29 protein-coding genes, 1 tRNA gene and 1 CRISPR repeat array are annotated in these 24,192 nt (G+C 65.9%); of the genes, 20 read left to right on the top strand and 10 right to left on the bottom strand.

All coding sequences use genetic code 11. From position 1 onward, the window contains the following. Positions 1-2: 2 nt before the first annotated feature. On the bottom strand, positions 3-1,370 hold the full coding sequence (glpB, locus tag EP007_RS00580) for a glycerol-3-phosphate dehydrogenase subunit GlpB (protein WP_128475800.1): 1,368 nt from the start codon (positions 1,368-1,370) through the stop codon (positions 3-5). Beyond that, complete coding sequence (gene glpA, locus EP007_RS00575) at positions 1,360-3,081, bottom strand: anaerobic glycerol-3-phosphate dehydrogenase subunit GlpA (RefSeq protein WP_128475799.1); 1,722 nt, start codon at positions 3,079-3,081, stop codon at positions 1,360-1,362. Before glpA ends, glpB begins: the two co-directional genes overlap by 11 nt. A gap of 260 nt (positions 3,082-3,341) precedes the next feature. Between glpA and glpK the strand changes: the two genes are divergently transcribed. From glpK to EP007_RS00560, 3 genes are read left to right on the top strand one after another with little or no spacing between them, the layout of a single operon-like run. Then, the gene (gene glpK, locus EP007_RS00570) at positions 3,342-4,886 is read left to right on the top strand and encodes a glycerol kinase GlpK (RefSeq protein ID WP_128475798.1); all 1,545 of its coding nucleotides are present in this window, start codon (positions 3,342-3,344) and stop codon (positions 4,884-4,886) included. Continuing rightward, the gene (locus EP007_RS00565) at positions 4,886-6,079 is read left to right on the top strand and encodes a hypothetical protein (protein ID WP_128475797.1); all 1,194 of its coding nucleotides are present in this window, start codon (positions 4,886-4,888) and stop codon (positions 6,077-6,079) included. The genes glpK and EP007_RS00565 overlap by 1 nt, the downstream gene beginning before the upstream one ends. A 58-nt stretch (positions 6,080-6,137) precedes the next feature. Continuing rightward, positions 6,138-6,812 (top strand): HAD-IIB family hydrolase, encoded by a 675-nt coding sequence (locus tag EP007_RS00560; RefSeq protein ID WP_128475796.1) that lies wholly within the window; start codon positions 6,138-6,140, stop codon positions 6,810-6,812. A 73-nt stretch (positions 6,813-6,885) separates the two neighbouring features. Next, positions 6,886-7,722: a CRISPR direct-repeat array (repeat unit 30 nt; unit sequence GCTTCAAACCCACAAGGGTTCTGCTGAAAC). Between the two features lie 186 nt (positions 7,723-7,908). Here EP007_RS00560 and EP007_RS17245 read toward each other — a convergent pair. Beyond that, entirely contained in the window at positions 7,909-8,076 is a 168-nt protein-coding gene (locus tag EP007_RS17245; RefSeq protein ID WP_166035392.1) for a hypothetical protein, read from the bottom strand. A gap of 368 nt (positions 8,077-8,444) precedes the next feature. Between EP007_RS17245 and EP007_RS00555 the strand changes: the two genes are divergently transcribed. From EP007_RS00555 to EP007_RS00545, 3 genes are all read left to right on the top strand, one after another. Beyond that, positions 8,445-8,915, top strand: coding sequence for a MaoC/PaaZ C-terminal domain-containing protein (locus EP007_RS00555; RefSeq protein WP_128475795.1), 471 nt, complete (start codon positions 8,445-8,447; stop codon positions 8,913-8,915). Between the two features lie 66 nt (positions 8,916-8,981). Then, the gene (locus EP007_RS00550) at positions 8,982-9,698 is read left to right on the top strand and encodes a CPBP family intramembrane glutamic endopeptidase (protein ID WP_128475794.1); all 717 of its coding nucleotides are present in this window, start codon (positions 8,982-8,984) and stop codon (positions 9,696-9,698) included. A gap of 70 nt (positions 9,699-9,768) precedes the next feature. Beyond that, positions 9,769-10,650, top strand: coding sequence for an amidohydrolase family protein (locus tag EP007_RS00545; protein WP_128475793.1), 882 nt, complete (start codon positions 9,769-9,771; stop codon positions 10,648-10,650). 216 nt (positions 10,651-10,866) lie between these two features. On the opposite strand, the gene EP007_RS00540 is transcribed toward EP007_RS00545, so the two are convergent. Continuing rightward, positions 10,867-11,223 (bottom strand): hypothetical protein, encoded by a 357-nt coding sequence (locus tag EP007_RS00540; RefSeq protein WP_128475792.1) that lies wholly within the window; start codon positions 11,221-11,223, stop codon positions 10,867-10,869. A 99-nt stretch (positions 11,224-11,322) separates the two neighbouring features. Between EP007_RS00540 and EP007_RS00535 the strand changes: the two genes are divergently transcribed. Next, the gene (locus EP007_RS00535; protein WP_128475791.1) at positions 11,323-11,688 is read left to right on the top strand and encodes a phosphatidate cytidylyltransferase; all 366 of its coding nucleotides are present in this window, start codon (positions 11,323-11,325) and stop codon (positions 11,686-11,688) included. 30 nt (positions 11,689-11,718) lie between these two features. Here EP007_RS00535 and EP007_RS00530 read toward each other — a convergent pair whose 3' ends face one another. After that, complete coding sequence (locus tag EP007_RS00530; RefSeq protein ID WP_128475790.1) at positions 11,719-12,483, bottom strand: enoyl-CoA hydratase/isomerase family protein; 765 nt, start codon at positions 12,481-12,483, stop codon at positions 11,719-11,721. 127 nt (positions 12,484-12,610) lie between these two features. Between EP007_RS00530 and EP007_RS00525 the strand changes: the two genes are divergently transcribed. Further along, the gene (locus tag EP007_RS00525) at positions 12,611-12,997 is read left to right on the top strand and encodes a PaaI family thioesterase (RefSeq protein WP_128475789.1); all 387 of its coding nucleotides are present in this window, start codon (positions 12,611-12,613) and stop codon (positions 12,995-12,997) included. A 106-nt stretch (positions 12,998-13,103) separates the two neighbouring features. On the opposite strand, the gene EP007_RS17240 is transcribed toward EP007_RS00525, so the two are convergent. Beyond that, positions 13,104-13,271 (bottom strand): hypothetical protein, encoded by a 168-nt coding sequence (locus tag EP007_RS17240; RefSeq protein ID WP_166035390.1) that lies wholly within the window; start codon positions 13,269-13,271, stop codon positions 13,104-13,106. A gap of 102 nt (positions 13,272-13,373) precedes the next feature. Between EP007_RS17240 and EP007_RS00520 the strand changes: the two genes are divergently transcribed. Next, on the top strand, positions 13,374-13,601 hold the full coding sequence (locus EP007_RS00520; protein ID WP_128475788.1) for a hypothetical protein: 228 nt from the start codon (positions 13,374-13,376) through the stop codon (positions 13,599-13,601). A gap of 21 nt (positions 13,602-13,622) precedes the next feature. On the opposite strand, the gene EP007_RS00515 is transcribed toward EP007_RS00520, so the two are convergent. Next, positions 13,623-14,264 carry a helix-turn-helix domain-containing protein gene (locus EP007_RS00515; protein ID WP_128475787.1) on the bottom strand — a complete coding sequence of 214 codons (642 nt, stop codon included), beginning with the start codon at positions 14,262-14,264 and terminating at the stop codon, positions 13,623-13,625. 504 nt (positions 14,265-14,768) lie between these two features. Between EP007_RS00515 and paaA the strand changes: the two genes are divergently transcribed. The 5 genes from paaA to paaE are packed head-to-tail and all read left to right on the top strand — an operon-like array spanning position 14,769 to position 17,639. Further along, on the top strand, positions 14,769-15,710 hold the full coding sequence (paaA, locus tag EP007_RS00510) for a 1,2-phenylacetyl-CoA epoxidase subunit PaaA (protein WP_128475786.1): 942 nt from the start codon (positions 14,769-14,771) through the stop codon (positions 15,708-15,710). Positions 15,711-15,712: 2 nt separating this feature from the next. Next, positions 15,713-16,033: a 1,2-phenylacetyl-CoA epoxidase subunit PaaB gene (paaB, locus tag EP007_RS00505; protein WP_128475785.1), complete on the top strand. Its 321-nt coding sequence runs from the start codon at positions 15,713-15,715 to the stop codon at positions 16,031-16,033. Further along, positions 16,033-16,908 (top strand): 1,2-phenylacetyl-CoA epoxidase subunit PaaC, encoded by an 876-nt coding sequence (gene paaC / locus EP007_RS00500; RefSeq protein WP_128475784.1) that lies wholly within the window; start codon positions 16,033-16,035, stop codon positions 16,906-16,908. Before paaB ends, paaC begins: the two co-directional genes overlap by 1 nt. A 9-nt stretch (positions 16,909-16,917) precedes the next feature. Next, complete coding sequence (gene paaD, locus EP007_RS00495) at positions 16,918-17,469, top strand: 1,2-phenylacetyl-CoA epoxidase subunit PaaD (protein ID WP_128475783.1); 552 nt, start codon at positions 16,918-16,920, stop codon at positions 17,467-17,469. Between the two features lie 2 nt (positions 17,470-17,471). Then, a complete protein-coding gene (gene paaE / locus EP007_RS17235) occupies positions 17,472-17,639 on the top strand; it encodes a 1,2-phenylacetyl-CoA epoxidase subunit PaaE (RefSeq protein WP_166035388.1) in 168 nt (55 codons plus the stop codon). A 263-nt stretch (positions 17,640-17,902) separates the two neighbouring features. Here the strand turns inward: paaE and EP007_RS00490 are convergent, their stop codons facing one another. Continuing rightward, entirely contained in the window at positions 17,903-18,292 is a 390-nt protein-coding gene (locus EP007_RS00490) for a methylated-DNA--[protein]-cysteine S-methyltransferase (protein WP_128475782.1), read from the bottom strand. An 85-nt stretch (positions 18,293-18,377) separates the two neighbouring features. Continuing rightward, positions 18,378-18,728, bottom strand: coding sequence for an Hsp20/alpha crystallin family protein (locus tag EP007_RS00485; protein ID WP_128475781.1), 351 nt, complete (start codon positions 18,726-18,728; stop codon positions 18,378-18,380). A 402-nt stretch (positions 18,729-19,130) separates the two neighbouring features. Between EP007_RS00485 and EP007_RS00480 the strand changes: the two genes are divergently transcribed. From EP007_RS00480 to EP007_RS00460, 5 genes are all read left to right on the top strand, one after another. Beyond that, positions 19,131-20,018: an NOP5/NOP56 family protein gene (locus EP007_RS00480; RefSeq protein WP_128475780.1), complete on the top strand. Its 888-nt coding sequence runs from the start codon at positions 19,131-19,133 to the stop codon at positions 20,016-20,018. Next, positions 20,015-20,647: a fibrillarin-like rRNA/tRNA 2'-O-methyltransferase gene (locus tag EP007_RS00475; protein WP_128475779.1), complete on the top strand. Its 633-nt coding sequence runs from the start codon at positions 20,015-20,017 to the stop codon at positions 20,645-20,647. The genes EP007_RS00480 and EP007_RS00475 overlap by 4 nt, the downstream gene beginning before the upstream one ends. Before the next feature lie 120 nt (positions 20,648-20,767). Continuing rightward, positions 20,768-21,898: a glutamate--cysteine ligase gene (locus EP007_RS00470; RefSeq protein ID WP_128475778.1), complete on the top strand. Its 1,131-nt coding sequence runs from the start codon at positions 20,768-20,770 to the stop codon at positions 21,896-21,898. A gap of 185 nt (positions 21,899-22,083) precedes the next feature. Continuing rightward, positions 22,084-22,734 (top strand): helix-turn-helix domain-containing protein, encoded by a 651-nt coding sequence (locus tag EP007_RS00465; protein WP_394346051.1) that lies wholly within the window; start codon positions 22,084-22,086, stop codon positions 22,732-22,734. Positions 22,735-22,795: 61 nt separating this feature from the next. After that, positions 22,796-23,284, top strand: a complete 489-nt coding sequence (locus EP007_RS00460) for a phosphopantetheine adenylyltransferase (protein WP_128475776.1) — start codon at positions 22,796-22,798, stop codon at positions 23,282-23,284. A gap of 12 nt (positions 23,285-23,296) precedes the next feature. On the opposite strand, the gene EP007_RS00455 is transcribed toward EP007_RS00460, so the two are convergent. Then, entirely contained in the window at positions 23,297-23,626 is a 330-nt protein-coding gene (locus EP007_RS00455; protein WP_128475775.1) for a transcription initiation factor IIB family protein, read from the bottom strand. Between the two features lie 116 nt (positions 23,627-23,742). On the opposite strand from EP007_RS00455, the gene EP007_RS00450 reads away from it, so the two are divergent. Next, positions 23,743-23,827: transfer RNA gene (locus EP007_RS00450), tRNA-Leu, on the top strand. Positions 23,828-24,192 lie beyond the last annotated feature (365 nt).

Here is a 24,192-nt window from a genome sequence, read left to right as displayed (position 1 = left end):
GGTTACCTCGTTACCTCCCGCGCCGCACTCCGTCCGGCCGCGACTCCGGTGGCGAGCGAGACGCCGGACCCGGACTTCTCGGCCGCGAAGTCCGACCCGCCGAGGACCGCCCCGGCGGCGCGCAGGTTCGAAAACGCCGGTTCGCCCTCCCGGTCGAGGGGTCGCAGGTCGTCGTCGGTCTCCACGCCGAACCGCGCGAAGGGGTGGTCGCCGAACGCCTCGTCGGCGAACCAGTCGTAGCGGTCGCTCGGCGCGGGGACGTGGCAGTCGAAAATCGGCTCGCGGACGCCCTCGCGGTCCGAATCGACGCCCTTCCCGACCAGTCCGCCGGTCGCCAGCACGAACTGGTCGGCGTGGAACGGAATCGCCGCGCCGTTGCGGTTGACGCGGACCGCCGCGACGCCCCCGTCGTGGCGGTCCGCGTCACGCTCCTCGTAGCCGACCACGGGGTTCCCGGTGGTGAACCGGACGCCAGCGTCCCGGCAGGCGCGCTGGAACGCGCCTTCGAGTCGCATGCCGGGGAGACTCGGCGACCCCATCGGCACCTCGAAGACGGCCGCGCCGAGTTCGGCTTCGAGGTCGGCCCGAATCTCGTCGGTCTCGTGCTGGCCCAGTAGCGCCGGGAAGCCGACGCGCTCGGTCCCGTCGAGGTGGTCTTTCACGGTCTCGGCGAGTGCTTTTCGGGCCGGGAGCGACGTGGTGTAGCCGCTCTCGCCTCCACCAGCTCCGCCGCCACTTCTCCCGCTCCTGCCACTGCCTCCGCTTCCGGCCGCCCCGACTTCGAGGCGCTCGTTCGCGTCGAGCGCGTCCGCGAGACGCGTTCGGGCGGCATCGGCCCGGAAGTCGCCGGGGAACTGGACCGTCGCGCCCTCGACTTCGAAGGGGACGCCCGCGGCCCGGAGATGGTCGGCCGCCAGCGGCGCGTCGAAGTCCGTGACGGTCTCGAAGCCGACCAGCAGGACCGAGCGCTCGTCGCTGGCGAGGCCGGGCGCGGCGCTCGCCGGGTATCTCGCGGTCGGCTTGACGCTCCCGCCGTGGGTCGCAACGAGCGCGTTCCGGTCGGTGTGGTCGCCCCGGTAGCGGTCGCCGACAACCGCGTCGAAGAGCGCGAGACCCTCTCGAACTCCCTCGACGCCGACCGTGCGGTAGGGGTGAGAGTCGGGCAGGTCCGCGATTGCCTCGAAGGGGTCGGCCAGCAGGGTTCCGTCGGCGTCGTAGCCGAGTACGTCCACCAGTCCGCTCGCGCTCCGGAGCGTCGAGTCCTTGTGCGAGAGCAGGCGCACGTCCGCGCCCTCGCGGGCGGCCGCCAGCGCCGCGGTCATGCCCGCGAGACCGCCGCCGACGACTGTCACGTCGTCCTCAATCGCCATGGTGGGCCTCCTCGGTCGCTCCGGCGTCGAACTCCGCGAACGCGATTTCGCACTCCCGGTCGGCGGGGTCGCGGTCCCGGTTCATCGTCGTCGCGTGGAGCGCATACGTCAGCGCGGCCTGCGAGAGCTGTTCGCCCCAGAGGGCGTGGCGCTCGCCCTTCCAGCGCTCCTGAAACAGTTCGTCGAGCGCGGCGCGGGCCTGCGGTTCGTCGTACTCGGGGTGGAGTTCGGCGGCCATCCGGTGACAGCAGAACCCGCCCTGACAGTTGCCCATCGAGGCGCGGGTCCGGAGGCGGACCGCGTTGAGGTCGGTGCCCGACTGCTCGATGGCGTCCTGCACCTCCGCGCGCGTGACCGCCTCGCAGTCACAGAGGACCGGGTTCGGCCCGTCGGTCGTCAGTACGTCGTCGGCGCGAGAGCCGAGTCGCTGGACGCTTCGCCGACCGATGGGCGAGCGCAGGCCGAACTCGTCCATGTACTCGCGGAGGACCGAGAAGTCCTCGCTCCCCGGCAGGGGCACGTCGGCGGTCCGACAGTCGGCCGAGACGCCGAGGCGGTCGCAGACGTGGTCGGAAATCTCCTCCGCCATCATCCGGTAAGTCGTGAACTTCCCGCCGACGATGCTGGTGAACCCCGCGAGTCCGTCGCGGTCGGCGTGGTCGAGCAGGAAGTAGTCGCGGGTGATGTCAGTCGAGTCGGTCGTTCCCGTTCCGGGCGGTTCGTAGAGCGGGCGGACGCCCCAGAACGACCGGACGGTCCGGGCCTCCTGCAGAATCGGGACGAGGCGCGAGAGTTCGTCTATCATCAGGTCCACCTCCCACTGCTCTTCGGGATAGTCCTCGGGGTCCTCGACCTCTTCGTCGGTCGTGCCAAGAATCGCGGTCGTCTCGTGGGGCACCACGATGTCGGCGTCGCCCTTGGGCCGACAACGGTTGATGACGGTGTCTACCTGCCGACAGTTCATCACGACCATCGCGCCCTTCGACGGGCGGACTTCCACGTCAACGCCCGCGAAATCGCCGATTTGTCCGGCCCACGCGCCCGTGGCGTTGACGACGTGGTCGGCGGTAATCTCCTCGACTTCGCCCGATTTTCCGTGTTGGCGCGTCCCCGGCCCGGAGTCGTGGCGGACCTCGACGCCCCGTACTCGCCCGCCTTCGCTTCCGTCACCGTCCGCGCTTTCACCCTCGACCAGCACGTCCGTGACTTCGGCGTGGGTCTCGATACGCGCGCCGTGGTTTTGCGCGCTCGCGGCGTTCGCCACGCAGAGTCGGAAGGGGTCGATTGCGCCGTCGGGCACCCGAATCGCGCGCTTCACGTCCTCGGTCAGATACGGTTCCTCCTCGCGGGCCTCCTCCCCGGTCAGCACCTCGGCCGGGATACCGCACTCGCGGCATCCGTCTAGTTTCTCCTTGAAATACTCGTCGGGGTCGCCCTCCAACTGGACGAACTGGCCGCCGGTCATCTCGACGCAGTGACCGGCGATATCCCGGAGAACGCGGTTCTCCTCGATACACTCTTTCGCGCTCGCTTGGTCGGAGACGGCGTAGCGACCCCCGCTGTGGAGCAGGCCGTGCATTCGGCCGGTGGTTCCGTTCGTCAGGTTCCCCTTCTCGACGAGGGTCACGTCCACCCCGCGCATGGCGAGGTCGCGGGCCACGCCACACCCGGTCGAACCGCCCCCGACGACAAGGACCTCGGTGTCGGTCATCTGGTCGCAAGTTGGTCGGAAACTACTTGAGAGCATCGCTGTTTCGGGTCTTTCGGATTTGACTGGTCTCCCGTTCGCTCGTAGTTACTCGTCGTTGAGCTACTCTCGCCGCCGTTTCTACCACCCATTTACCAGTAACTCGGTGAAAACTTATGACGCTGTGGCCCGTGTTCGTTAGCAACACGCCTTCCCGGAGGAGCGACGCCGTGACGGTGGCAGGAGCGAAACCGGCGGAGCGAAGCGACAATATACTCAACACAATGTCAGGAAACACCTACGTCGGAGCCATCGACCAAGGGACCACGGGAACCCGATTCATGGTCTTCGACCACGACGGAACGGTCGTAACGGACGCCTACGAAACGCACGAACAGATTTACCCGGAACCCGGTTGGGTCGAACACGACCCGCTCGAAATCTGGGACAACACCAAACTGGTCGTCCGCCGGGCGCTCGACGACGCCGGTCTCTCAGCCGACCAACTCGCCGCCATCGGCGTCACAAACCAGCGCGAGACGACCCTGCTCTGGGACCGCGACACCGGCAAACCGGTCCACAACGCCATCGTCTGGCAGGACCGACGAACGACCGACCGTGTCGAGCGGTTGGAGACCGAAGACAAGGTCGAGGATATCCGGTCCAAGACCGGTCTGGAAGCCGACGCCTACTTCTCGGCGACCAAGGCCGAGTGGTTGCTGGACAACGCCGACCCCATCAAGACCCAGCGCGCCCGCCCCGCGGACCTGAAAGAGCGGGCCGCCGACGGGGAAATCCTCTTCGGGACCATCGACTCGTGGCTCGTCTACAACCTGACCGGGAACCACGTCACCGACGTGACCAACGCCTCCCGGACGATGCTGTTCGACATCCACGAGATGGCGTGGGACGACGACCTCCTCGACGAGTTCGGCGTTCCGGCGGCCTGCCTCCCCGAGGTTCGACCCTCCAGCGACGAGGACTACTACGGCACGACCGACCCCGAGGGGTTCCTCAACGCCGAGGTTCCGGTCGCGGGCGCGCTGGGCGACCAGCAGGCCGCGCTCTTCGGCCAGACCTGCTTCGACGCGGGCGACGCGAAGAATACCTACGGAACGGGGAGCTTCTTCCTGATGAACACGGGCAACGAGGCGGTGGACAGCGACCACGGTCTGCTGACGACGGTCGGGTTCCAGCGCTCGGGCGAACCCGTCCAGTACGCCCTCGAAGGGTCCATCTTCGTCACCGGCGCGGCTATCGAGTGGCTCGAAGACATGACGCTCATCGAGGACGCCGCCGAAACCGAGACGCTGGCCCGGAGCGTCGATTCGACCGACGGCGTCTACGTCGTCCCGGCGTTCACGGGTCTCGGGGCACCCCACTGGGACCAGCGCGCTCGGGGGACCATCGTCGGGATGACCCGCGGCACGCGCCGCGAACACGTCGTGCGCGCGACGCTCGAATCCATCGCCTACCAGACCCGTGACGTGGCCGAGGCGATGGTCGCCGACAGCGGCATCGAGATGGAGAGCCTGAAAGTTGACGGCGGCGCGGTCAAGAACAACTTCCTCTGTCAGCTACAGGCCGACATTATCGGCTCCGAAATCGCCCGCCCCGAAGTGGACGAGACGACCGCGCTCGGGTCCGCCTACGCGGCGGGTCTCGCGGTCGGCTACTGGGACGGTCCCGAAGAACTCCGGGACAACTGGCGGGTTGACCGCGAGTTCGAACCGGAGATGAACCGCGAGGCGGCCGACGAGATGTACGACCGGTGGGCCGACGCTGTCGAGCGTTCGACCGACTGGGCGCGCGACGGCGGTGAGACCTGATGGCTTGGGCCGACTTGTGGGCGGTCGAGATGTTACTGGCGGCGTTCGCGGGCGGCGCGTTCGGCGCGGCGCTCGGGGCGCTCCCAGCGTTCATCTTCACCGGCTTCATGGTCATCGCGGGCGAGGCGGCCAACGTCATCGGCAAAACCATCGCTGGCGCGTCCGAGGCGGGCGCGGCGGGCGAACTCGCGGCGGTCGGTATCACCGGTTCCATCGCGTTCGGTCCGGTGTTCTCTCCGGCCATCAGCTTCGCTGGCGGCGCGGCCGCGGCCGCCTACGCCGCCAAAAGGGGGTACATGGAGTCGGGCTTCGACTTTCACAACGCCAAGCACATCGCGTTCGCGCAGGGCACCAAGCCCGACGTACTCGCGGTCGGCGGCGCGTTCGGTATTCTGGGCTACTGGCTGACCACCGTCTCTTCGACCATCGGGATGCCCTACGACCCCATCGCAATGGGTGTCGTGCTGTCGGCAGTCGCCCACCGACTCGTTTTCGGCTACGACCTCATCGGCGACACCAGCGGCGGCATCCTCGACATGTCGCCGTTCGAGGACGGTGACCGACGCATCATCGGCGAGGCTGCGACGGCCGACGACGGGAGCGGCGAACCGGCCGCGGACGGCGGCGCGCCCGGCGACGACGGTGACGCTCGTGCCGACAGCGACGAACCGCGCTCTGACGGCGGAACCGCCGAAGGCCGGTTCGTCGTCGAACCGTGGCTTCCTCACCAGTACAAGTGGGCCAACGTGGCGATGCTCGGTCTCGTCGTGGGCATCCTTGCGGCGTTCACCGCGTACAAGACCGGCAGTCCGTTCCTCGCGTTCGGCATCAGCGCCGCGAGTCTGGTCTTCCTCAACTGCGGCGTCGAGAAGATTCCGGTGACTCACCACATCAGCCTGCCCTCCAGCACCGCGGCGCTGGCGCTTGCTCCGGCCGGGATGCCGGTTACGACGGTCTCGCCCGCGGAGGTCGCGGCCGCGATTCCGCTCTCCTCGGCGCTCGTGGTCGGCGGCGTCTTTGGCGTCATCTGCGCGCTCGCTGGCGAACTCGTCCAGCGCGTCTTCTACGCGCACGCCGACACGCACTTCGACCCGCCCGCCGCGGCCATCGTCGTCGGCACGTTCCTCGTCACGGTGCTGGCCGCCGTCGGCGTCTTCTCCCAGAGCGTCTGGGTGCCGTCGCTCGGCCTCTGAATCGGCGTCCGCGGCTTCGAACGACCACTTTTTGTGCCTCACGCTCCGACGCTACCGCATGGTTCCGCCGCTCGTCCTCGATATCGACGGCACGATGACCCGCCCCGACGACTCCGTAGACCCGCGATTCTTCGACGTGCTTCCCCAGTGGGACGCGCCGGTCGTCATCGCCACCGGGAAGTCGTTCCCCTATCCGGTCTCGCTCTGTCACTTCATGCACATCGAACAGAACGTCATCGCCGAGAACGGCGGCGTCGTCCTCTCGGGCGAGCAAGTGACGACGAACGGCGACGGCGAGGCCGCGCGTCGCGTCGCCGAGGAGTACGTCGCGGCGGGACACGACATCGGGTGGGGTCAGACCGACCTCACGAACCGCTGGCGCGAGACCGAAATCGCGGTCGCTCGGGACCAACCGCTCGGCCCGCTCGAAGAACTCGCGGCCGAACACGGACTGGAGGTCGTAGACACCGGATTCGCCTACCACGTCAAATCGCCCCGCATCGAGAAGGGACTCGGCCTGAAGTCGCTCGCGCCGCTCCTCGACCGCACTCCCGAGGAGTTCGCCGCCGTCGGCGACTCGGAGAACGACGTGTCAACGTTCGGCGTCGCTGGCGAGTCCTACGCGGTCGCCAACGCCGACGCCAAGGCCCAACGCGCCGCCGACGTGGTGCTAGAGGAGTCGTACTCCGAGGGCACGCTCTCGGTGCTGGAAGACCTCCGCGAGCGTGCGTGAGGCGTCGCTTTCGGTGCGTTCGAGTGAGTGTTGTGAAACGTTCCGCCATGCTGGGCGAGTGGTCCCGCGACGTGTTTCAAACGCATCGGGGTTCTGCTGGAACAACTCCGGTTGGCGGTTGACACCCCCGTTGTTCCAGTGCTTTCGGGCAGCTTCAAACCCACAAGGGTTCTGCTGAAACTTTGAGCGTCCGCAGCTTGTTGCTCGGGCGACGAGAGCTTCAAACCCACAAGGGTTCTGCTGAAACGTGGACGCCGTAGGACGTGTTGCGTTGCTGGCGAATGCTTCAAACCCACAAGGGTTCTGCTGAAACCGTCCTCTAGCTCTCGCAAGTCTTCTATCGCGTCGGTGCTTCAAACCCACAAGGGTTCTGCTGAAACAGTTCTGCGATGTCGTCTTCGCAGTATCGGTTGTAGCTTCAAACCCACAAGGGTTCTGCTGAAACATAGTCGGATAGGCCTACATACTACAATACTCAGCTTCAAACCCACAAGGGTTCTGCTGAAACCACTCCGTGTCCCGTATCTCCTCGTCTATCTTCTCGTAGCTTCAAACCCACAAGGGTTCTGCTGAAACGCTCGCGCCGAAGGGTCTCTCGGACCGCGTAGCGCATGCTTCAAACCCACAAGGGTTCTGCTGAAACAAGGGCCATCCGCCAGGTCTGTCGCTTCCGAGGTCGTGCTTCAAACCCACAAGGGTTCTGCTGAAACGGGTCAACGTGCCCGTCCTCTTCGAGAGCGTCTTTCGGCTTCAAACCCACAAGGGTTCTGCTGAAACCAGGTCGAGGTGCCGGAGGACCGAGAGTGTGCCCGCGAGCTTCAAACCCACAAGGGTTCTGCTGAAACCATAGCGAATACCGGCCCGCTCCCCGGCTACGAGGGCTTCAAACCCACAAGGGTTCTGCTGAAACCATGCCGGATTTCCCGGCCATACGCCCACTGGCGGCCGAACCCACATCAACATTTCCGTCGACCCGCAATAGGCCTCGAACCCCACGGGGGTCGACGAAAACTACGGAAATCGACCGCCGGGGTCCTCGGCGTCCGATACGTCGTCTGTTCCGCTCGCCGCGTGGACACCGACGATGTTCGGGCGACTACGACGGCGGCGTCCCCGACCGAGGGTCGAACCGCTGGCGCTCGTTCGACTGCCCGGTGAACAGCGCCAGTACCTTCTGGATGGCGACGTACGCCAGCAGGAACGGAAGAATTGGCAACAGCAATAGGAGGTAGGACGCCGCCATCAGTTCTCCGATTCGTGCCATGACCAGTTCCGCCTTGGACTTACCGAGAACTGCTCTCCTGTCCATGCTAACACCCGTGTGCGGTCGGTCGTAAGGTCGGAAAGGACAAATAAATTACTTCCCGTCGGGGAGATACACCCGGCCACGGAACGCCGCGATTTCGTCGTCGCACTCGTCGGGGATGTCAGTCACGGGCGTAGTTCGGAGGAGAGACACTTAGTTCTCGGTTCGCCTCGACTCATCCTCGGCGTCGAACTCTCCCGGAATCGGACTCTCTCGGTGTCCAACTCTCGGCATCAAACCTTCTCGGCGGCGGACACTCCCGACGCCGCGCTCATCTTCACGGAAAATACCATAGAATTTTGTCGCCACCGTGCGAACCCGGAGGTATGCCTTACAGCTACACGCCCCACCACTTCGGGGACTTCGAGGAGGGCCAGACCTTCGAGAGCGTCGGCCGGACAGTCACCGAGTACGACTTCGTGATGCACTCGGCGTTCGCGGGCGACTGGACGGAACTGCACACCAACAAGGAGTACGCCGAAGACGAAAACTTCGGCGAGCGCGTGGCCCACGGCCCGATGACGTTCGTGCTGGCGACCGGGTTCGTCTACCGGACCGGAATCTTGGAGCGGACCGTCCTCGCGTTCCTCGGGATGAACTACATGGATATCCCGAATCCGGTCCACATGGACGACACCATCAGCCTCGACATGGAGGTCGTCGAGACCAAGGACATTTCGAGTCGGGACGACGCCGGGTTGGTCGTCATCGACACGACGATGACGAACCAAGAGGACACCGTGGTCTTCGAGGGCGACATGAAGTTCCTGATCAAGAAAGAAGCGGAAGGCGAGTAGGGCGATTCGGTTCGCTCCGTAGAGACGAGTAGCAATATTTTTGTAACGTATCTGTTACTGTTGCCCATGAGCCACTCGTCTGCACGGCGCGGCGACCCTCCCGACGCGGCGGCACTTGAAGATCGGTCGTTGTTCGCGGTCGGGACTGCCGTCGCGGCGATGCCCGTCGCGCTCGTCGCGTTCGCTGTCGTCGGCGGACTCACCGGCACCGGACCGAGCGAGTTCGACCTGCCGACCGCGTTCCTGCTCTACGGTCTCGCCAACGCGGTCGTCCTCGGCGGCGCGTACGCGGTCCTCTCGTCTGCCGAGCGCCGAGCGGCGTTCCCGTTCCGGCGACCGACCGGTCGGGAATTGCTTGTCGTCGCCGCGGCGTTCGTTCTCGGTCTCGGCGTCTACGAGGCGACAACGGCCGTCACGTCGGCGTTCGGCTACGAGATGGGCGGTCTCGCGTACTCGCTGTCGGACCCCGCGACCCTCGCAGTCGTCCTCGCCGGTCCGGTCCTGCTCGGGCCGTGGGCCGAGGAGATGCTGTACCGCGGTCTCCTGCTCGGCGGGCTGCTCGCTCGCGGGTGGTCACCGCTCGCGGCCGCCGCGGGGATGATTCTGGTCTTCGGCGCGATTCACGTTCCCTTTTTCGGCGTGGCGGGCGGTGTCTTCGTTACGGTCTGGAGCGTCTTCCCGACCGCGCTCCGACTCCGGCAGGGCGACCTCACCGGCGCGAGTCTGTTGCACGCCGCCAACAACGCCTTCTCGTATTTGGTCGTCGTCGCGCTCGGGACGTAGCGTCCTCGCGTCACGCGACTGAACAGTTCGATTCGCACTATTTTTCACCACACTCCCCGAACACTGTCGCATGCCCAAACTTGACGTAGTGGCCGACCACCCCGACGACAACCCCATCATCGACACGCACTGCCACCAACCGACCGAGGAGTTCCTGCACGACGCTGGCGGCCTGATGATGGAGGACGCCGCGAACAAGTTCGGCACCTCCATCGAGACCGACACCTACGACTCGCTCATCGAGGAGTACCACGAGGTCGGCATCGGGCGGACCGTCCTGTTGGGGTGGGACGCCGAGACCAACACCGGCAACCCGCCGGTGCCCAACGACTACGTCGCGGAGGTGCGCGACGAATACGACGACTTCTTCGTCGGGTTCGCCAGCGTAGACCCGCTGAAAGACGACTGCGTGCAGGAGGCCGAGCGCGCGGTGAAGGACCTCGACCTCTCGGGGTTCAAGTTCCAACAGATAGCGCAGGGCTTCGACCCGAGCGACCCCGAACACGAGGAGCTGTTCGCCACCATCGAAGACCTCGGTGTCCCCGTCGTGTTCCACGGCGGCAACTCCACGCTCGGCGCTGGCGCTCCCGGCGGCCGCGGCCTGAAGATAAAACACGGGAACCCGATGTTGATAGACGACGTGGCCGCCGAGCATCCCGACCTGCAAATCCTCATCGCTCATCCCGCGTTCCCGTGGGAGAAAGAGCAGTTGGCCATCTGCCAGCAGAAGGGCAACGTCTACATGGACCTCTCGGGGTGGATGCCACGGTACATCGACGACCAAGTGCTACACTACGCGAAGAGCCTCCTGAAGGACAAGGTGATGTTCGGGACGGACTACCCGATGATAGAACCAGCGCCGTGGCTAGAGCAGTTCGACGAACTCGACTTCCCTGAGGAAGTCCAACGCAAGATTCTCTGGGAGAACGCCGAGCAGTTCCTCGGCCTGTAGCCCGCGACCGCACTTCGAAGGTCGTTTGCGAGCGATACGACTCCTCGACGGGACTCAACAGTCCAGCGTCGGGAACTCTTTGCACGTACAGAACGGCACCGCGCTAATGTCGAACATCATCTTTGTCACCTCCTACCACATGTTGGCCTGCCCCACGGTTAAATTATTTTCTATTATAATTAATTAGATTGTTTTTAACATGGCGGCTAAAGAGATTCATTCGGCGTCGTCCGCTTCGACCAGCGTCGTCTCGTCGCTCCTCGCGTGGCGAATCTCGACCGCGTGGCGGGTGTGCCGGGCATGGGTCTCGGCCCACCGCGTCGCGGCATCGCTGGCGAGTCGTTCGGTCTCCTCCGGGCAGTGGCGACACACCGCGCGCCACGTCGCAATCTCGTCGGGGAAGTGGCCGGTGTGTCGCCGGTGGTCGAGCGCGAACTGCTCGACGGCGTGGTTGCCGACGCCCAAGTCCGCGAACTCCTCGGCGAGGTCCCACTCGCGGTCACAGCGCTCGCAGGTTACGATTGGTGCGTCGAAGTCTTCGCCGGTCGGCCCGTCGCTGTTTCGCTCTGTCACGTCCCACCGTAGCGAGGCCAGCCATTTCAGTGTCGCCCCCGAGACAAATCGGACGGAGAGAACGAAAGCACATTTGTTCTCCGACAAACACGTTCCGGTATGGTAATCGACGCGTTCCGCTCTCGGGGCCTCTCTGTCGGTCGCTTGTCGGTGACGGTCATCCTGCTGGCACTGGTAGTGGCCGCCGCGGTGTACGACGACCCCGGACTGCCATCGCTGGTACTCGTCGGCACGGGAATCGCCTTCTTCGCCGCGAGCGCCGTCCGTCGCGTCCGAGAACACGCCGCGTGGAACGTCGCCTCGAACGCCGCCCTCGTCGTCTGGGGTCTCGCACTCTTTGTCGCCGGTAGCGACCCGACCGCCCTCGCGTCACTCCTCGTCGTCGTCGGACTGGTCGGCGTCGTCATCGAGTCGTACAACTACCGCCACGGGACCTCCTACGGTCGGATTTCGTGGTCGGAGTGACGAGGTTCGGTCCCGACCGTCGCCCCCGTCTCACTCGAACTCGGGGTCCCGACCCTCCAAGAACGCCGCGACGCCTTCCTCGTGTTCGGGCGTGTCGTACGCCAGCGACTGGACGTGATTCTCGTAGTCGATGGCGTCCTGCCAGCCCCGACCCAGATTCTCGTGGATGGCGCGCTTGGCGAGTCCGATAGTCTTCGTCGGGCGCTCGCAGAGCGTGTCCAACAGGCCCGCGACCGCCTCGTCTAGTTCGTCGTCGGGGACCGCCTCGTTGATTAGTCCCAGCTGTGCGGCCTCCGCCGCGTCGAAGAACTCCCCGGTGAACGCGAGGCGCTTGGCGGTCCGGAGTCCGACGAGGCGCGGCAGGAGGAACGACCCGCCGGTGTCCGGAATCAGGCCGACGCGGACGAACGCGCAACTGAACGTCGCCGACTCGGCGGCGTAGGCGAAGTCGCTGACCGCGGTCATCGCCAGTCCCGCGCCCACGGCGTCGCCGTTGACCTTCGCCACGATGGGTACCTTCGCGGAGAGAGCTTCCTCGACCACGCGGCCGAACGTCTCCGTGACGCGCTCGTAGGCCTCCTCGGTGGTCTCCTCGCGCTCGGCCATCGACTGGATATCCCCGCCCGCGCTGAACGCGCCGCCCTCGCCGGTCAGCACCAGCGCGTCGTACTCCTCGGGGTCGGTGTCGGCGATGACCTCGGCCAACTCCTCGGCGGTCTCGGTGGTGAAGGCGTTCATGACTTCGGGGCGGTCGAACGTGACGGTGCGGACGCCGTCGTTCTCAGTGATTTCCATACGCCACCGTCCGGCGCGACCGAAATAAGGCTATCTCACTGCTCGGAGGTCTCGGGCCGCGCTCCGGGACGCGTCCGAACTCGGACGACGAGTATTTTTAAGCGTCTCGCCGGTGAAACGGATTCGCATGGACGTAGAGAGTTTCTTCGAGGAGATGCTGTTCGCCGACCTGCTCGGCGTCGAAGTGACCGAAGTCGAGGAGGGCCACGCCGAGGGCCGCATCGAGATGCGCGAAGAGTTGTCGTGGAACGCCGACCGCCAGATGGCCCACGGCGGCGTCACCTTCACGCTCGCGGACACGGTGGGCGGCGCGGCGCTGGTCTCGCTGGTGGACCAGCCAGTGCCGACCATCGACATGCGCATCGACTACCTCGAAGCGGGGACCGGCGACCTGCGCGCCGAGGCCGACGTGGTGCGCTGTGGAAGCGACGTGGGCGTCGTAGATGTCGAGGTGTACGCAGTCGAGAGCGGCGCGCAAGTCGCCGACGCGCGCGGAGTTTATAAGACCGGATAACTTCGGAGCCGAGGATTCGCTCGAACCGACGAAAACGTTCGAATCGCGGTCGCGGTGTCGTTGCTCGCGGGCAGGCCCGCGAGCGACGACTGCGTTTCGAGAGGTGTCAGAGCGCCCGAGAAACGGTATTCCCGACCAACAGGAGTATTGCGGTGCCCCCAACGACGAAGCCGACGGTCCCTTGTCCGAGCGCGATTACCGCCAGTAGGAACGCTATCAGTTCGAGCGTCTGGTGGATGTCCGTGAGTCGATGGGCGATTTCGGCGTCGGTCACGGTCGATACGTTTCGGCCGACTCACAAATTCGGTGCGGTTCGACGCGACGCGCTGAGACCGGTTCCGAAATCTACTTTCCATCGCTCCGACAGGACTCGCGCATGGACGACGCCCTCCGGAAGCGCCTCGACGCCATCATCGGACTGCTCGCGGTGATCGCGTGTCTCCTCGTGGTCGTCGTCGCCGCCGTCGGCGGTGGCCCGTTGCTGGCCAAGACGTTGCTGTTCGGGTCCGTGTTCGCGCTGTTCGGATGGATAGCGTGGGAGGACTACGAGGACCGAAACGGCGAGAACGAGTCGGTAAGTAACGAACCGGCGAGCGACGAGTAGGCGGACGAAAACCGCGGCGGCTCACCCGAACACCTGCGCGAACAGCGTCGCCTGCCCTCGTCGCAGTCGCTCCAGAAACGCCGACTTACTGATTGCCAACTCGTCGGCGACCTCCGTCGCGGTCGCGCCCCGCGGCACGGTGAAATAGCCCATCTCCATCGCGGCCCGGAGCGCGGCCTCTTGGGCGGGCGTCACGTCCCACCGCTGGGCGACCGCCTCGTCGTCCGCGCTCCCGAGGGGAAAGACCCGTTCGAGCGAGACGCCGACCGTCTCGGCGGCCGCCGCGAGGACGCCCTGTAGCACGTCGTGGCCCACGACCGCGCCGGTGTAGCGTTCGGTGCCCTCCCGGTACTGCAACGTCTCGGCCATGAATCCGGCGTCGGTCAACTCGTGGACGGCGCAGGGGTGTTTCGACAGACACCGGAAGTTCGTCCGACTGTCGGTCCGGGAGGCGTGGAGATAGCGAATCCGGTCGTCGGCATCGAGCGTCGCGGCGAGTTCGTCGGTCTCCTCGCCCGCCGAGAACCGCAAGAGCGCGTTCTCGTCGCGGCGGAGTTGCGGCGGCCGAGCGTCGATGGTCGTTCCCGTCTCGCGGGTGGCCTCCGCCAGCGGGCAGTCGTCGCCCGTGACCGAGAACTCGACGACGAGACATTCGTCTATCAATTTCGGACGCCTCCTGAATCGACGCTTCGCCAAGAGACGAGAGAACTCCGGTAACGAAGGTCCAGAAAGCCCCCGGTCGCTCGCCGCCGGAAGACGGTCCTGCTCGCTGCGCTGTCTCCAAAAATCGGAGATTTTTGGGATGACGAGAGCGACGCTCTCGAACCACGCGGGCTGCGACTTCCGAGGTCACGCTCGCTTCGCTCGCGTGACGGTCGCTGGCCGACATATCGGCGCTCTCGGCACTGCCCGCGCCGATAGGGGTCGGCCAGACGACCACGGCCTTCGGCCGCGAGCGACCGGCCCCTTTCAGTCCACCCAAACGGGGTTGTCGTTCGGCAGGGCTTCTGCGGTGGTCCGGTCGGTACTCGCGCTACTGCTCGACGGTCGGCCGGGCGTCGGCGTGTCGGCCGGTCGGTCATGCCGAAAACGTGTTCGGCGTCGTATTTAAACCCGCCACATGGACGGGTGAATCGGTATGTCGGTCGGGTTCGTAGATGATTATATATGGATATCGAACAGCTCAAGGAGCGCGCCGGGCCGCGCGAGTTCAGTCCGAAAGACGACCTCCCGGAGAAGTACCGGAAGGCCGCGACACGGATGATTCAGTTCCACGCGAACAGCGAGATAATGGGGGCGTACCTCGAACGACCCTTCATCCGGGAGGCTCCGAGCCTCGACCGAAAGCTGGCGTGTAGCGCGAAGGTGCAGGACGAAATCGGCCACGGGCAACTGCTCTACCGGGCCGCCGAGTCGTTGGGTATCAAGTCCCGCGAGCAGATGCTCGACGAGTTGGCCGAGGGCGAAGGGAAGTTCCTCAACTGCTTCCACTACCCGATGGAGTCGTGGGTCGAGACGCCGATGATCGCCTTCTTCGTGGACGGCGCGGCGATGCGCCGACAGGCGACGCTCAAGCAGTCCAGTTGGGAACCCTACGCCCACGCGATGGACAAGGTGTGCTTCGAGGAGGGGTTCCACGTCAAGCACGGCGAGGCCATCCTCTACGAACTCATGACCGGGTCGAAGGCCGAACAGGAGAAGACTCAGGAGGCCTTCGAGACGTGGTGGCCCCGCATCATCCAGTTCTTCGGACCGACCGACGACAAGTCCACTCACCACGACTTCTCGGCCGACGTGGGCCTGAAGACGATGAGCAACGACGAACTGCGCAACGCCTTCCTCAACGCCTACATCCCGAAGGCCAAGAAGTACGGTCTCGAAATTCCCGAGGAACCGCGCATCCGCGAGAACGGCGACGGCACCTACGAAGTCGAGGAGGACGACCTCGACTGGGAGGAGTTTTTCACCATCGCCAAGAACGATTCGCCGGGAAGCCACGAGCAGATTGGCAAGCGCAGTCGGACCCAAGAGGCCGTCGAGTGGGTCCGCAATAGCTTGGACGACTGGGAGACCAAGGGCGCGGGCCAGACCCCGCAGGCGGCCGACTAACCATGATTTGGGAAGTGTTCCGACAGGACCAAGCGGGCGAGTATCACACCCACTGCGGAAACGTCCACGCGCCCGACCGCGAGATGGCGCTCATGTTTGCCGAGGTCCAGCACGGGCGGCGCAAGCCGACCAACAGCCTCTGGGTTGTCCCCCAGAAGGAAATCGGCGAGGTAGACACCGAGGACGCGAAGTTCGGCGGCACGACCGACAAGTCCTACCGGTGGGCACAGTCCTATAGCTTCGAGGCCGCCGCCTCGGAGGTCGCCGAGTCCGAGAGCGAGCAGGTGCAGGCCGAGACCGAGCGAAAGCGAGGTGACGACTGATGGCGAGCGCCGAGCAACTGCCCGGTCCCGACGACCTCTCCGCGGAAGAGCGCGAAGCGGTCGAGACGCTACTCTTCCGCCTCGCGGACGACGAGTTCGTCACCGCCGAGCGATACACCGAGTGGCAGGTCCGCGCGCCGACGCTCGAATCCGACCTCGCGCTGGCCAACATCACGCAGGACGAACTCGGGCACGCGCGTCTCTGGTTCGACCTGCTACAGGATTTCGGCCCGGACGAACCCGACCTCATCTGGGAGCGACCCGCCGACGAGTGGCACCACGCCACCCTTGCGGAACTCCCCTACGAGGAGGGCGACTGGGCCGACCCGATTCTGCGGTCGTACCTCTACGACGTGGCCGAGGAACTTCGTCTCGAAGCCCTCGTGGACTCGTCGTACGCTCGCATCCGCGACCGCGTGGGCAAGATTCGGGGCGAAGAGGACTACCACCGCGAACACGCCGAGAACTGGCTCGAACGACTCACCGACGACGACGAAGGGAGACGACGCGTCCAGCAGGCGCTCGACCGCCTCCTGCCCTATGCCCTCACGCTCTTCGCGCCCGTAGACGACGAGATAGAGACCCGCATCGACGAGTTGGGTCTCCGGACCGAGACGCTGGCCGACATGCGCGAGGAGTGGCTCGACACCGTGGTCCCGTACCTCGAAGGTCTCGGTCTCACCGTGGACGAGGTCGAACTGCCAGAGCAGTACGACACCCACCACGAGGATTTGGACCTGCCCGAAGATATCGGGCGCGACACGTCCCACACCGACGACTGGGACGACCTCTGGAGCGAGTTCACCAACACGTACCGCGAACTCGACCGCCACGAGGCGACCCGCATCATGAACGACCCCGACGACGAGGAGTGATTCACCCCCATGTCCAGTGACCTACCGTACGACCCCGAGATTCCGGACCTCCGTGAGGAGGACCCCGCGGACCTCGACGCCGACGAGATTCCCGGCACGGGCGGCGTCTCCGGTTCCGGAGACGCCGCCGTGCCGGGTCTGGGCGACGACTGCACTGACCCCGCGCTCTGTGCCTACACCGAGTACGTCGAGGGCGAGGAAGTCGAGGACCTGCCCGCGACGGGCGAGGGCGCGGCGGGAATCGAGGCCGAGGTGTGGGACGCGCTCTACGGCGTCGAGGACCCCGAGATGCCCGTCTCCATCGTGGACCTCGGACTCGTCTACGGTCTCGACGTGATGGAGCGCGAAGACGAGGGCCACCACGCCGAGGTCCTGATGACCTTGACCTACTCGGGGTGTCCGGCCCGCGACATGCTGACCGACGAGGTCGAACGCGCCGTCGCGGGCGTCTCCAGTATCGAGTCGGTGGACCTGCGACTCGTTTGGAGTCCCGAGTGGTCCATCGAGATGGTGACCGAACGCGGGAAGGCCGACCTCAACGAGTTCGGCCTGAGCGTCTGACCATGCGACGACCCGACCCCAGCGTCGAGACCTCCGGCGAGGACAGCGGCGCGGAGTGCCCCTACTGCCAATCGACCGACACCGAGCGCGAGCATCCGAAAGGCCCGTCGCTGTGTCGGTCGATGCACTACTGCAACGACTGCGAACAGCCCTTCGAGAAGTTCGAGTAGTTCGATTCACTCGACTAAGCGAGTATCCGGATTCGGCACGAAAGTGGAGGGCGGGAACTCACGACAGCGGGACCGGCGGACGGCGAGTGCGCGGGTTGGATGACAGACCGGACCGCTGGACAGCATGACCGTGGCGTCGCGGCGCAACCGGGACGCAACTGCAGTTTACTCATTCGGGAGTACCCGCTTAGTTGTTACGGCCAAAATTGTTGGAATATAAACCTAACTTCGAGACCGTTCTTTGCTGTCCGAATCGGGTGAAACTACTCGCGGGCACCTTCGAGTTCGAGCAGTCGCCGCTTGAGCGCGGGACCGTCGCCCGCCGAGTAACCGCCCAGCGAGTCCACACCGACGACGCGGTGGCAGGGCACCACCAGCGGTACCGGATTCGCTCCGCAGGCCCGGCCCACCGCGACCGGCGCGGAGTCGAGCGCGTCGGCGATCTCGCCGTAGGTCCGAGTCTCGCCGTACGGAATCGCGCGCATCTTGGCCATGACTTCGCCCGCGAATCCGTCTGCGAGCGCCACCGACAGGTCGAACTCCCGGCGCTCGCCCGCGGCGTACTCGGCGACCTGCGCCCGGATTTCGTCTTCGGAGGCCGCGACACTGTCGGCGTCGAGTTCGACGGTTCGACCGAACAGTTCGGCGTGCATCGGTCGGAGAACGGAGCGCGAGGGCTTTGGGATTTCGGTTCACGGCTCTCTTTCTTTTGCTCGCTTGGCCTCGGGACCGGACGACCTACTCCACGTCCACTGACTGCTGCCGTTCGCGCTTCGGGAGCGTAATCGTGAGGCGGCCATTCAGGTACTCGGCGGTCGTTCGCTTCTCGCTCACTCGCTCGGACAGGCGAATCGTCCGACTGACTTGCCCCTGTTCGCGCGCCCGGTCGGCGAACGCGCCGCCGCCCTCGTCGTCGGTTTCGGGGTCGGCGAGTATCTGGACGCGGTCGTTCCGGACGCGCACGTCGATGTTCTGCTTGCGAATGCCCGGCAGGTCGGCGGTCACGACGAACTCGTCGCCGCGTTCGGCTACGTCCACGGCGATTTCTGGGTCCGGGTCACTCGGTCGGCGTCGGTTGCTGCGTGACATCTCTCTGGGTTCTGTTTGCGACCGCTCGGGGCTTAACGTTGGTGCGGCGAGGTGTTGGAAGTGTGTTCGTTCGTCGTCAGAAGTTCGACCGATTCGTCGGAGCTAGCTTCAGGCTTGAGCCAATCATACCGCCACCGCTCCGCATCAGCCTCATGCCTCCCCAACCGCTTGCGTTGTCTGCGAACCACGTTCGCAGATCAGCGAGACGCGTCACGTCTCGCAAGCCTCACTCCGTTGCGCTACTCAGCCCTCGCGCGGATGGGCGCGACGCCTGCAGGCGTCGCGCCCCCACGCGCCGACCGCAAGGTGGAACGCGAATCGTGCTCAAACTTTCTAAAAATCCATTGCGCGTCACGCTCCGAGTAACGTAGGTTTAAACCCGAAGACGCGCAAGCCTCGGGCATGACCGAAGATGGAACTCGCCCCGAGACCGACGGCGGCGGGTGGTTCGAGGGGGTCGCGCCGGACGACACCGCGGCGGGCGCGGCCCGGATACGCGAGGGTCGGGCCGACGCGCCCGCCGACTGGCCCGCGCGGGCCGTCGAGTCCGGGTTCGCCGACACCGAGGAGGACTACTACGACGCGCTCCGAGAGGCGACGCTCCGGGCCGCCCGCGAGGGGGCGGCAGAGCGCGAGCGCGCCGACGACCAACAACTGGTCCACGCGGTCCGCGCGATGGACGACGCCGCGGCCGAGGCCAACGAACTCGCCGAGCGCGTCGCCGAGTGGGCGGGCAGTCGCTACCCCGACGCCGGGACCGGCGTCGAGTACGCCCGCGAGTTGGCCGACCGGGACCCCGAGTCGGCGACCGACGAGCGCCTGATTTCGCTTGCCCGCAGAGTCGCCGAGTTGGACGACGAATCCGACGAACTGCGCGAATTCATCGAACGCGAGACGCCCGAGGTGTCGCCGAACCTCGCCGCGCTGGCCGGGCCGGTGCTGGCCGCGCGACTCATCTCGCTCGCTGGCGGACTGGAATCGCTGGCCAAGAAACCCTCCGGGACCGTGCAGGTCCTCGGCGCGGAGGACTCGCTGTTCGCGCATCTCCGGGGCCACGCGCCCTCGCCCAAGCACGGCGTCATCTTCACCCACGAGTTCGTCCGCGGGACCCGTCCGGACAAGCGCGGGTCGGCCGCGCGGACGCTGGCCGGAAAACTCACCATCGCGGCCCGCATCGACCACTACTCCGGCGAGCGCAAGCCGGAACTCGACGCGGAGCTACAGCGCCGGATGGACCAGATTCGCGGCGAGAACGACGGCGAACCCGAACAGCAGGGAGGCGACGCATGACCGACCTCCCCGAGGGCGTCGAACGCCGCGCGTTCGACGGCCGACAGCGACTGGCGACCCGCGGCGAACCGGTCTACGGCGAACCGACCGACGAGGGGTGGCGCTGTTGGGACGCCGGGCGCTCGAAACTCGCGGCGATGTTCGAATCGGGGATGGACATCGGTCTCGCGGGCGGCGAGACGGTCCTCTATCTCGGCGCGGCCAGCGGGACGACGGTGAGCCACGTCGCGGACTTTGCGGGACCGACCTACGCCGTCGAGTTCGCGCCCCGGCCCGTCCGGGACTTGGTGGGCGTCGCCGAGGACCGCCGGAACCTCTTTCCCCTGCTGAAAGACGCGCGAAAGCCAGAGAGCTACGCCCACGTCGTGGAGACCGACGTAGACGCCATCGTGCAGGACGTGGCAACCCGCGGGCAGGCCCGCGTCGCGGTCGAGAATCGCCGATTCCTCAGCGAGGACGGCCGCCTGCTGGCGGCCATCAAGGCCCGGAGCGAGGACGTTGCCAGCGACCCTGAAGACGTGTTCGACGAGGCGCTAGCCGACCTCCGTAAGGGCTACGAGGTGCTGGAGACGGCTCGACTCGAACCGTACCACGACGACCACCTCGGCGTCGTCGCCCGGCCGAGGTAGCGCGCAGGGGGTTCTCAGCGAGGGTTGGGCGGCCAGCATCCGCCCGTCCGACCTCGCTATCTCCGCCCGACCCTGCCGGGTTCGGAACTATTTACACCTCGGATTACGAAACTCCGAGAAATGGACTCGGGTTCGGCTGAGAGTTTTGCAGAGATGGGGACGCTGGGTATCGAGGAGGAGTTCTACGTCGTCGATGAGCGCGGACGCCCGACCTCGGGCACCGACGAACTCGTCTACCAGCGCGACCCGCCCGAACTGCTCGACGGACGACTCGACCACGAACTATTCAAGTGCGTCATCGAGACCCAGACGCCGAAGATAGAGCGACTGGCGAACGCCCGCGAACATCTCATCTCGGTCCGGAACGCGCTCGTGGACCACGCCGAGGCTGGCGGATTCCGAATCGCGGCGGCGGGTCTCCACCCCGGCGCGAAGTGGCGCGAACTCGAACACGCAGAGAAGGAACGCTACCGCGCCCAACTCGACAGGATTCGGTATCCCCAACACCGGAACACGACCGCGGGCCTGCACGTCCACGTCGGCGTGGACGACGCGGACAAGGCGGTCTGGATAGCCAACGAGATTCGGTGGTACATCCCGGTGATGCTCGCGCTGTCGGCGAACTCGCCGTACTGGAACGGCTTCGACACCGGTCTCCGGTCGGCCCGCGCGAAGATTTTCGAGGCGCTCCCGAACACCGGAATGCCGACCTGTTTCGACTCCTACGAGGATTTCGCCGCCTTCGAGAAGACGATGTTGCGCTCGGAGTCCATCGCCGACCGGGGCGAACTCTGGTACGACGTGCGACCTCACACCGGTCTCGGCACCGTCGAGGTCCGGACGCCCGACGGGCAGGCCGACCCCGACCGCGTGATGGCCTTCGTGGAGTACACCCACGCGCTCGTCGAGGACTTGGCGGCGCGCTACGAGGACAGCGCGGACCCGTGGTCGGCCCACCGGAGCGGGCGACGCCCCGAAGATGGCGACCCGGCGTATCGCCATCGGCGGGAACTGCTGGACGAGAACAAGTGGCGCGCGATGCGCTACGGTCACGACGCGGAGTTCATCCGGCGGGACCGCGACGGCGTCGTCTCCCTCGGCGAAGTGGTTGACCGGGAGTGTGAGCGATTGGGCGTCTCGGGCATTCGGGACATCTACGACGGCGAGAGCGGCGCGACCCGCCAGCGCCGGATTCACGACGAGGAGGGCGTCGCCGCCCTCTACGAGTCGCTGGTTCTCCGGCGAGAGTGACGACGGCGTCCGGACCGAGACCGCCGAAGACGGAAGCGCCGCCGCTCTAAGCAAGGTTTTTACTCGCCCGCGGCTTGTGTCCTCGTAGAGAGGACATGTCCGGAGAAAATACAGACGACGATATCGACGTGAACGTCGAGGACGACACCGTCGAAGAGACAGAAACCGACGACGTGGACGACGACGTGTCTGCCGAGGAAGAACTCGACGTGGACGAGGAGGGCGACCTCACCGAGGAGGTCAACGTCGAGGTCGCGGATGAGGAAGAGCTATCGGTCGAGACCGACCAGGACCGACTCTCGAAGGGCCGCGAGCGCCTCGAAGAGGAGGCCGACCGCGCGGTTGACCAGTTCGACCAAGGTATCGTGGACCTGCTCTCGTGGGTGCTGGACACCGAGACGCGGGCGCGAATCTACGTCTACCTCCGACAGCACCCCCACAGCACCAGCGAAGAAATCGCCGAGGGGACCGGTCTCTACCCCTCGACGGTCCGCGAATCGCTGGCCGAACTCCACGACGAGGAGAAAGTCGAGCGCCGCAAGCGCGAGAGCGAGGGCGCGGGCAACAACCCCTACGAGTACACCGCCATCGCGCCGAGCGACCTCGTGGGCGGCATCGCCGGACAGATTCAGGACGAACTGAACACGGTGTTCAACCTTGACGACCACCTCGACACCGAGTCCGAGACCCGCGTGGAGACCGAGCCGAGCGAACCGGTAAGCATCCGCGTCGAGGACGAAGAGAGCGCAGACGGCGACGACGAGGCCGAACACGGGCGAGAAGCGGATAGCAACGAAACGAGCGACGACGAATCGGACGACACCAACGACGAGTGAGAACCCACCGTCCGGTCGCTATTCCGAAGGCACTAAGCCGCGGGGTGCCCTTCGCGGGGGTATGAGGGTTGCCTTGGGCGGGACCTTCGACCCGGTCCACGACGGCCACCGCGCGCTGTTCGAGCGCGCGTTCGAACTCGGCGACGTGACGGTCGGTCTGACTACCGACCATCTCGCGCCGAAGACGCGCCACGAAGACCGGTACGTCCGCCCGTTCGACGAGCGGAAGGCCGACTTGGAGACCGTGCTGGCCGAGTTCGCCGACGAACACGACCGAGAGTTCGAGGTCCGCGAACTGACCGAACCGACGGGTATCGCCACCGAGGAGCAGTTCGACGCGCTGGTGGTCTCGCCCGAGACGACCGACGGCGCGGAGCGAATCAACGAGATTCGCCGAGAGCGTGGGTTCGACCCGCTGGAAGTCGAAGTCGTCCCGCACGTCACGGCCGCGGACGGCGACATCATCTCCAGCACCCGCATCGTGAAGGGCGAAATCGACGCGGAAGGGAATCTCACGCCCGAGCGCGAGGGGCGCAACGCGGAGCGATAAGCAGTTTCTCACCTACCACGACGGCGGTTGCAGACCGGCCTCCTCCAACAATGCCTTCCAACGTTGCTGAATCGTCAGTCGCGCGACACCCACGGCATCGGCCACCTCGCCCTGCGAACGCTGGTCGCCCTCGATGAGCGACCCGGCGTAGAGGCTGGCGGCGACGACGGCGCGCCGCGAGTCGGCGTCTCGCTCGTCGGGTGCGTCCCACTCCGAGACCGTCGAGAGAAAGAGGTCGGTCGCCCGCGAGCGCGCGTCGGTGTCGAGGTCGAGTCGGTCGGCGCACTGCTCGATTTCGGCGAGCCAGCGCTCGTTTTCGACGTGGTCGCGTGCCCGATACACGACCGCTGATTGCGACCGAGTTCACATAAGCGTCTCGCAGTCGGAGTCGTCGCGCGACGAATCGCGCTCCGCGAGAACGACAGGTTCTTGTCGCCCTCGCGGAAACGTGGAACTGCGCGCGGGTTGCCAAGCCTGGCCAACGGCGTAGCGCTTAGGACGCTATCCCGTAGGGGTCCGCCGGTTCGAATCCGGTCCCGCGCATGAGCGAACGAAGTGAGCAGAGCAGAACCGATTCGAACCCTGCGAGTCGCACGCCCGGACCGGCCCGCAGGGCCGCACGCCCGGAACGTCTCGCTCCGGTTCGAATCCGGTCCCGCATATTTTCAGAAACCACCGTACCGCGAGCAGTTCGTCTGCTCGCATCGTACTGACTGCTGAGAATCGCTTCGGTGAGGATTCGAGCCTTGCAAGTCGCACGCCCGCGCAGCGAAGCGAGCAGGAACGTCTTGCTCCGGTTCGAATCCGCTCCCGCGCATTTTCACCAGTAATCGACGTTCGTGAGAGAGCCGACCGACCTCGGTCCACGACGACCTGAGCTTGATAACCGTAACCAATACCCACTCATC

The organism is Halorussus pelagicus (assembly GCF_004087835.1).
GTDB lineage: Archaea > Halobacteriota > Halobacteria > Halobacteriales > Haladaptataceae > Halorussus > Halorussus pelagicus.
This window is presented reverse-complemented; position numbering and strand designations above follow the sequence as displayed.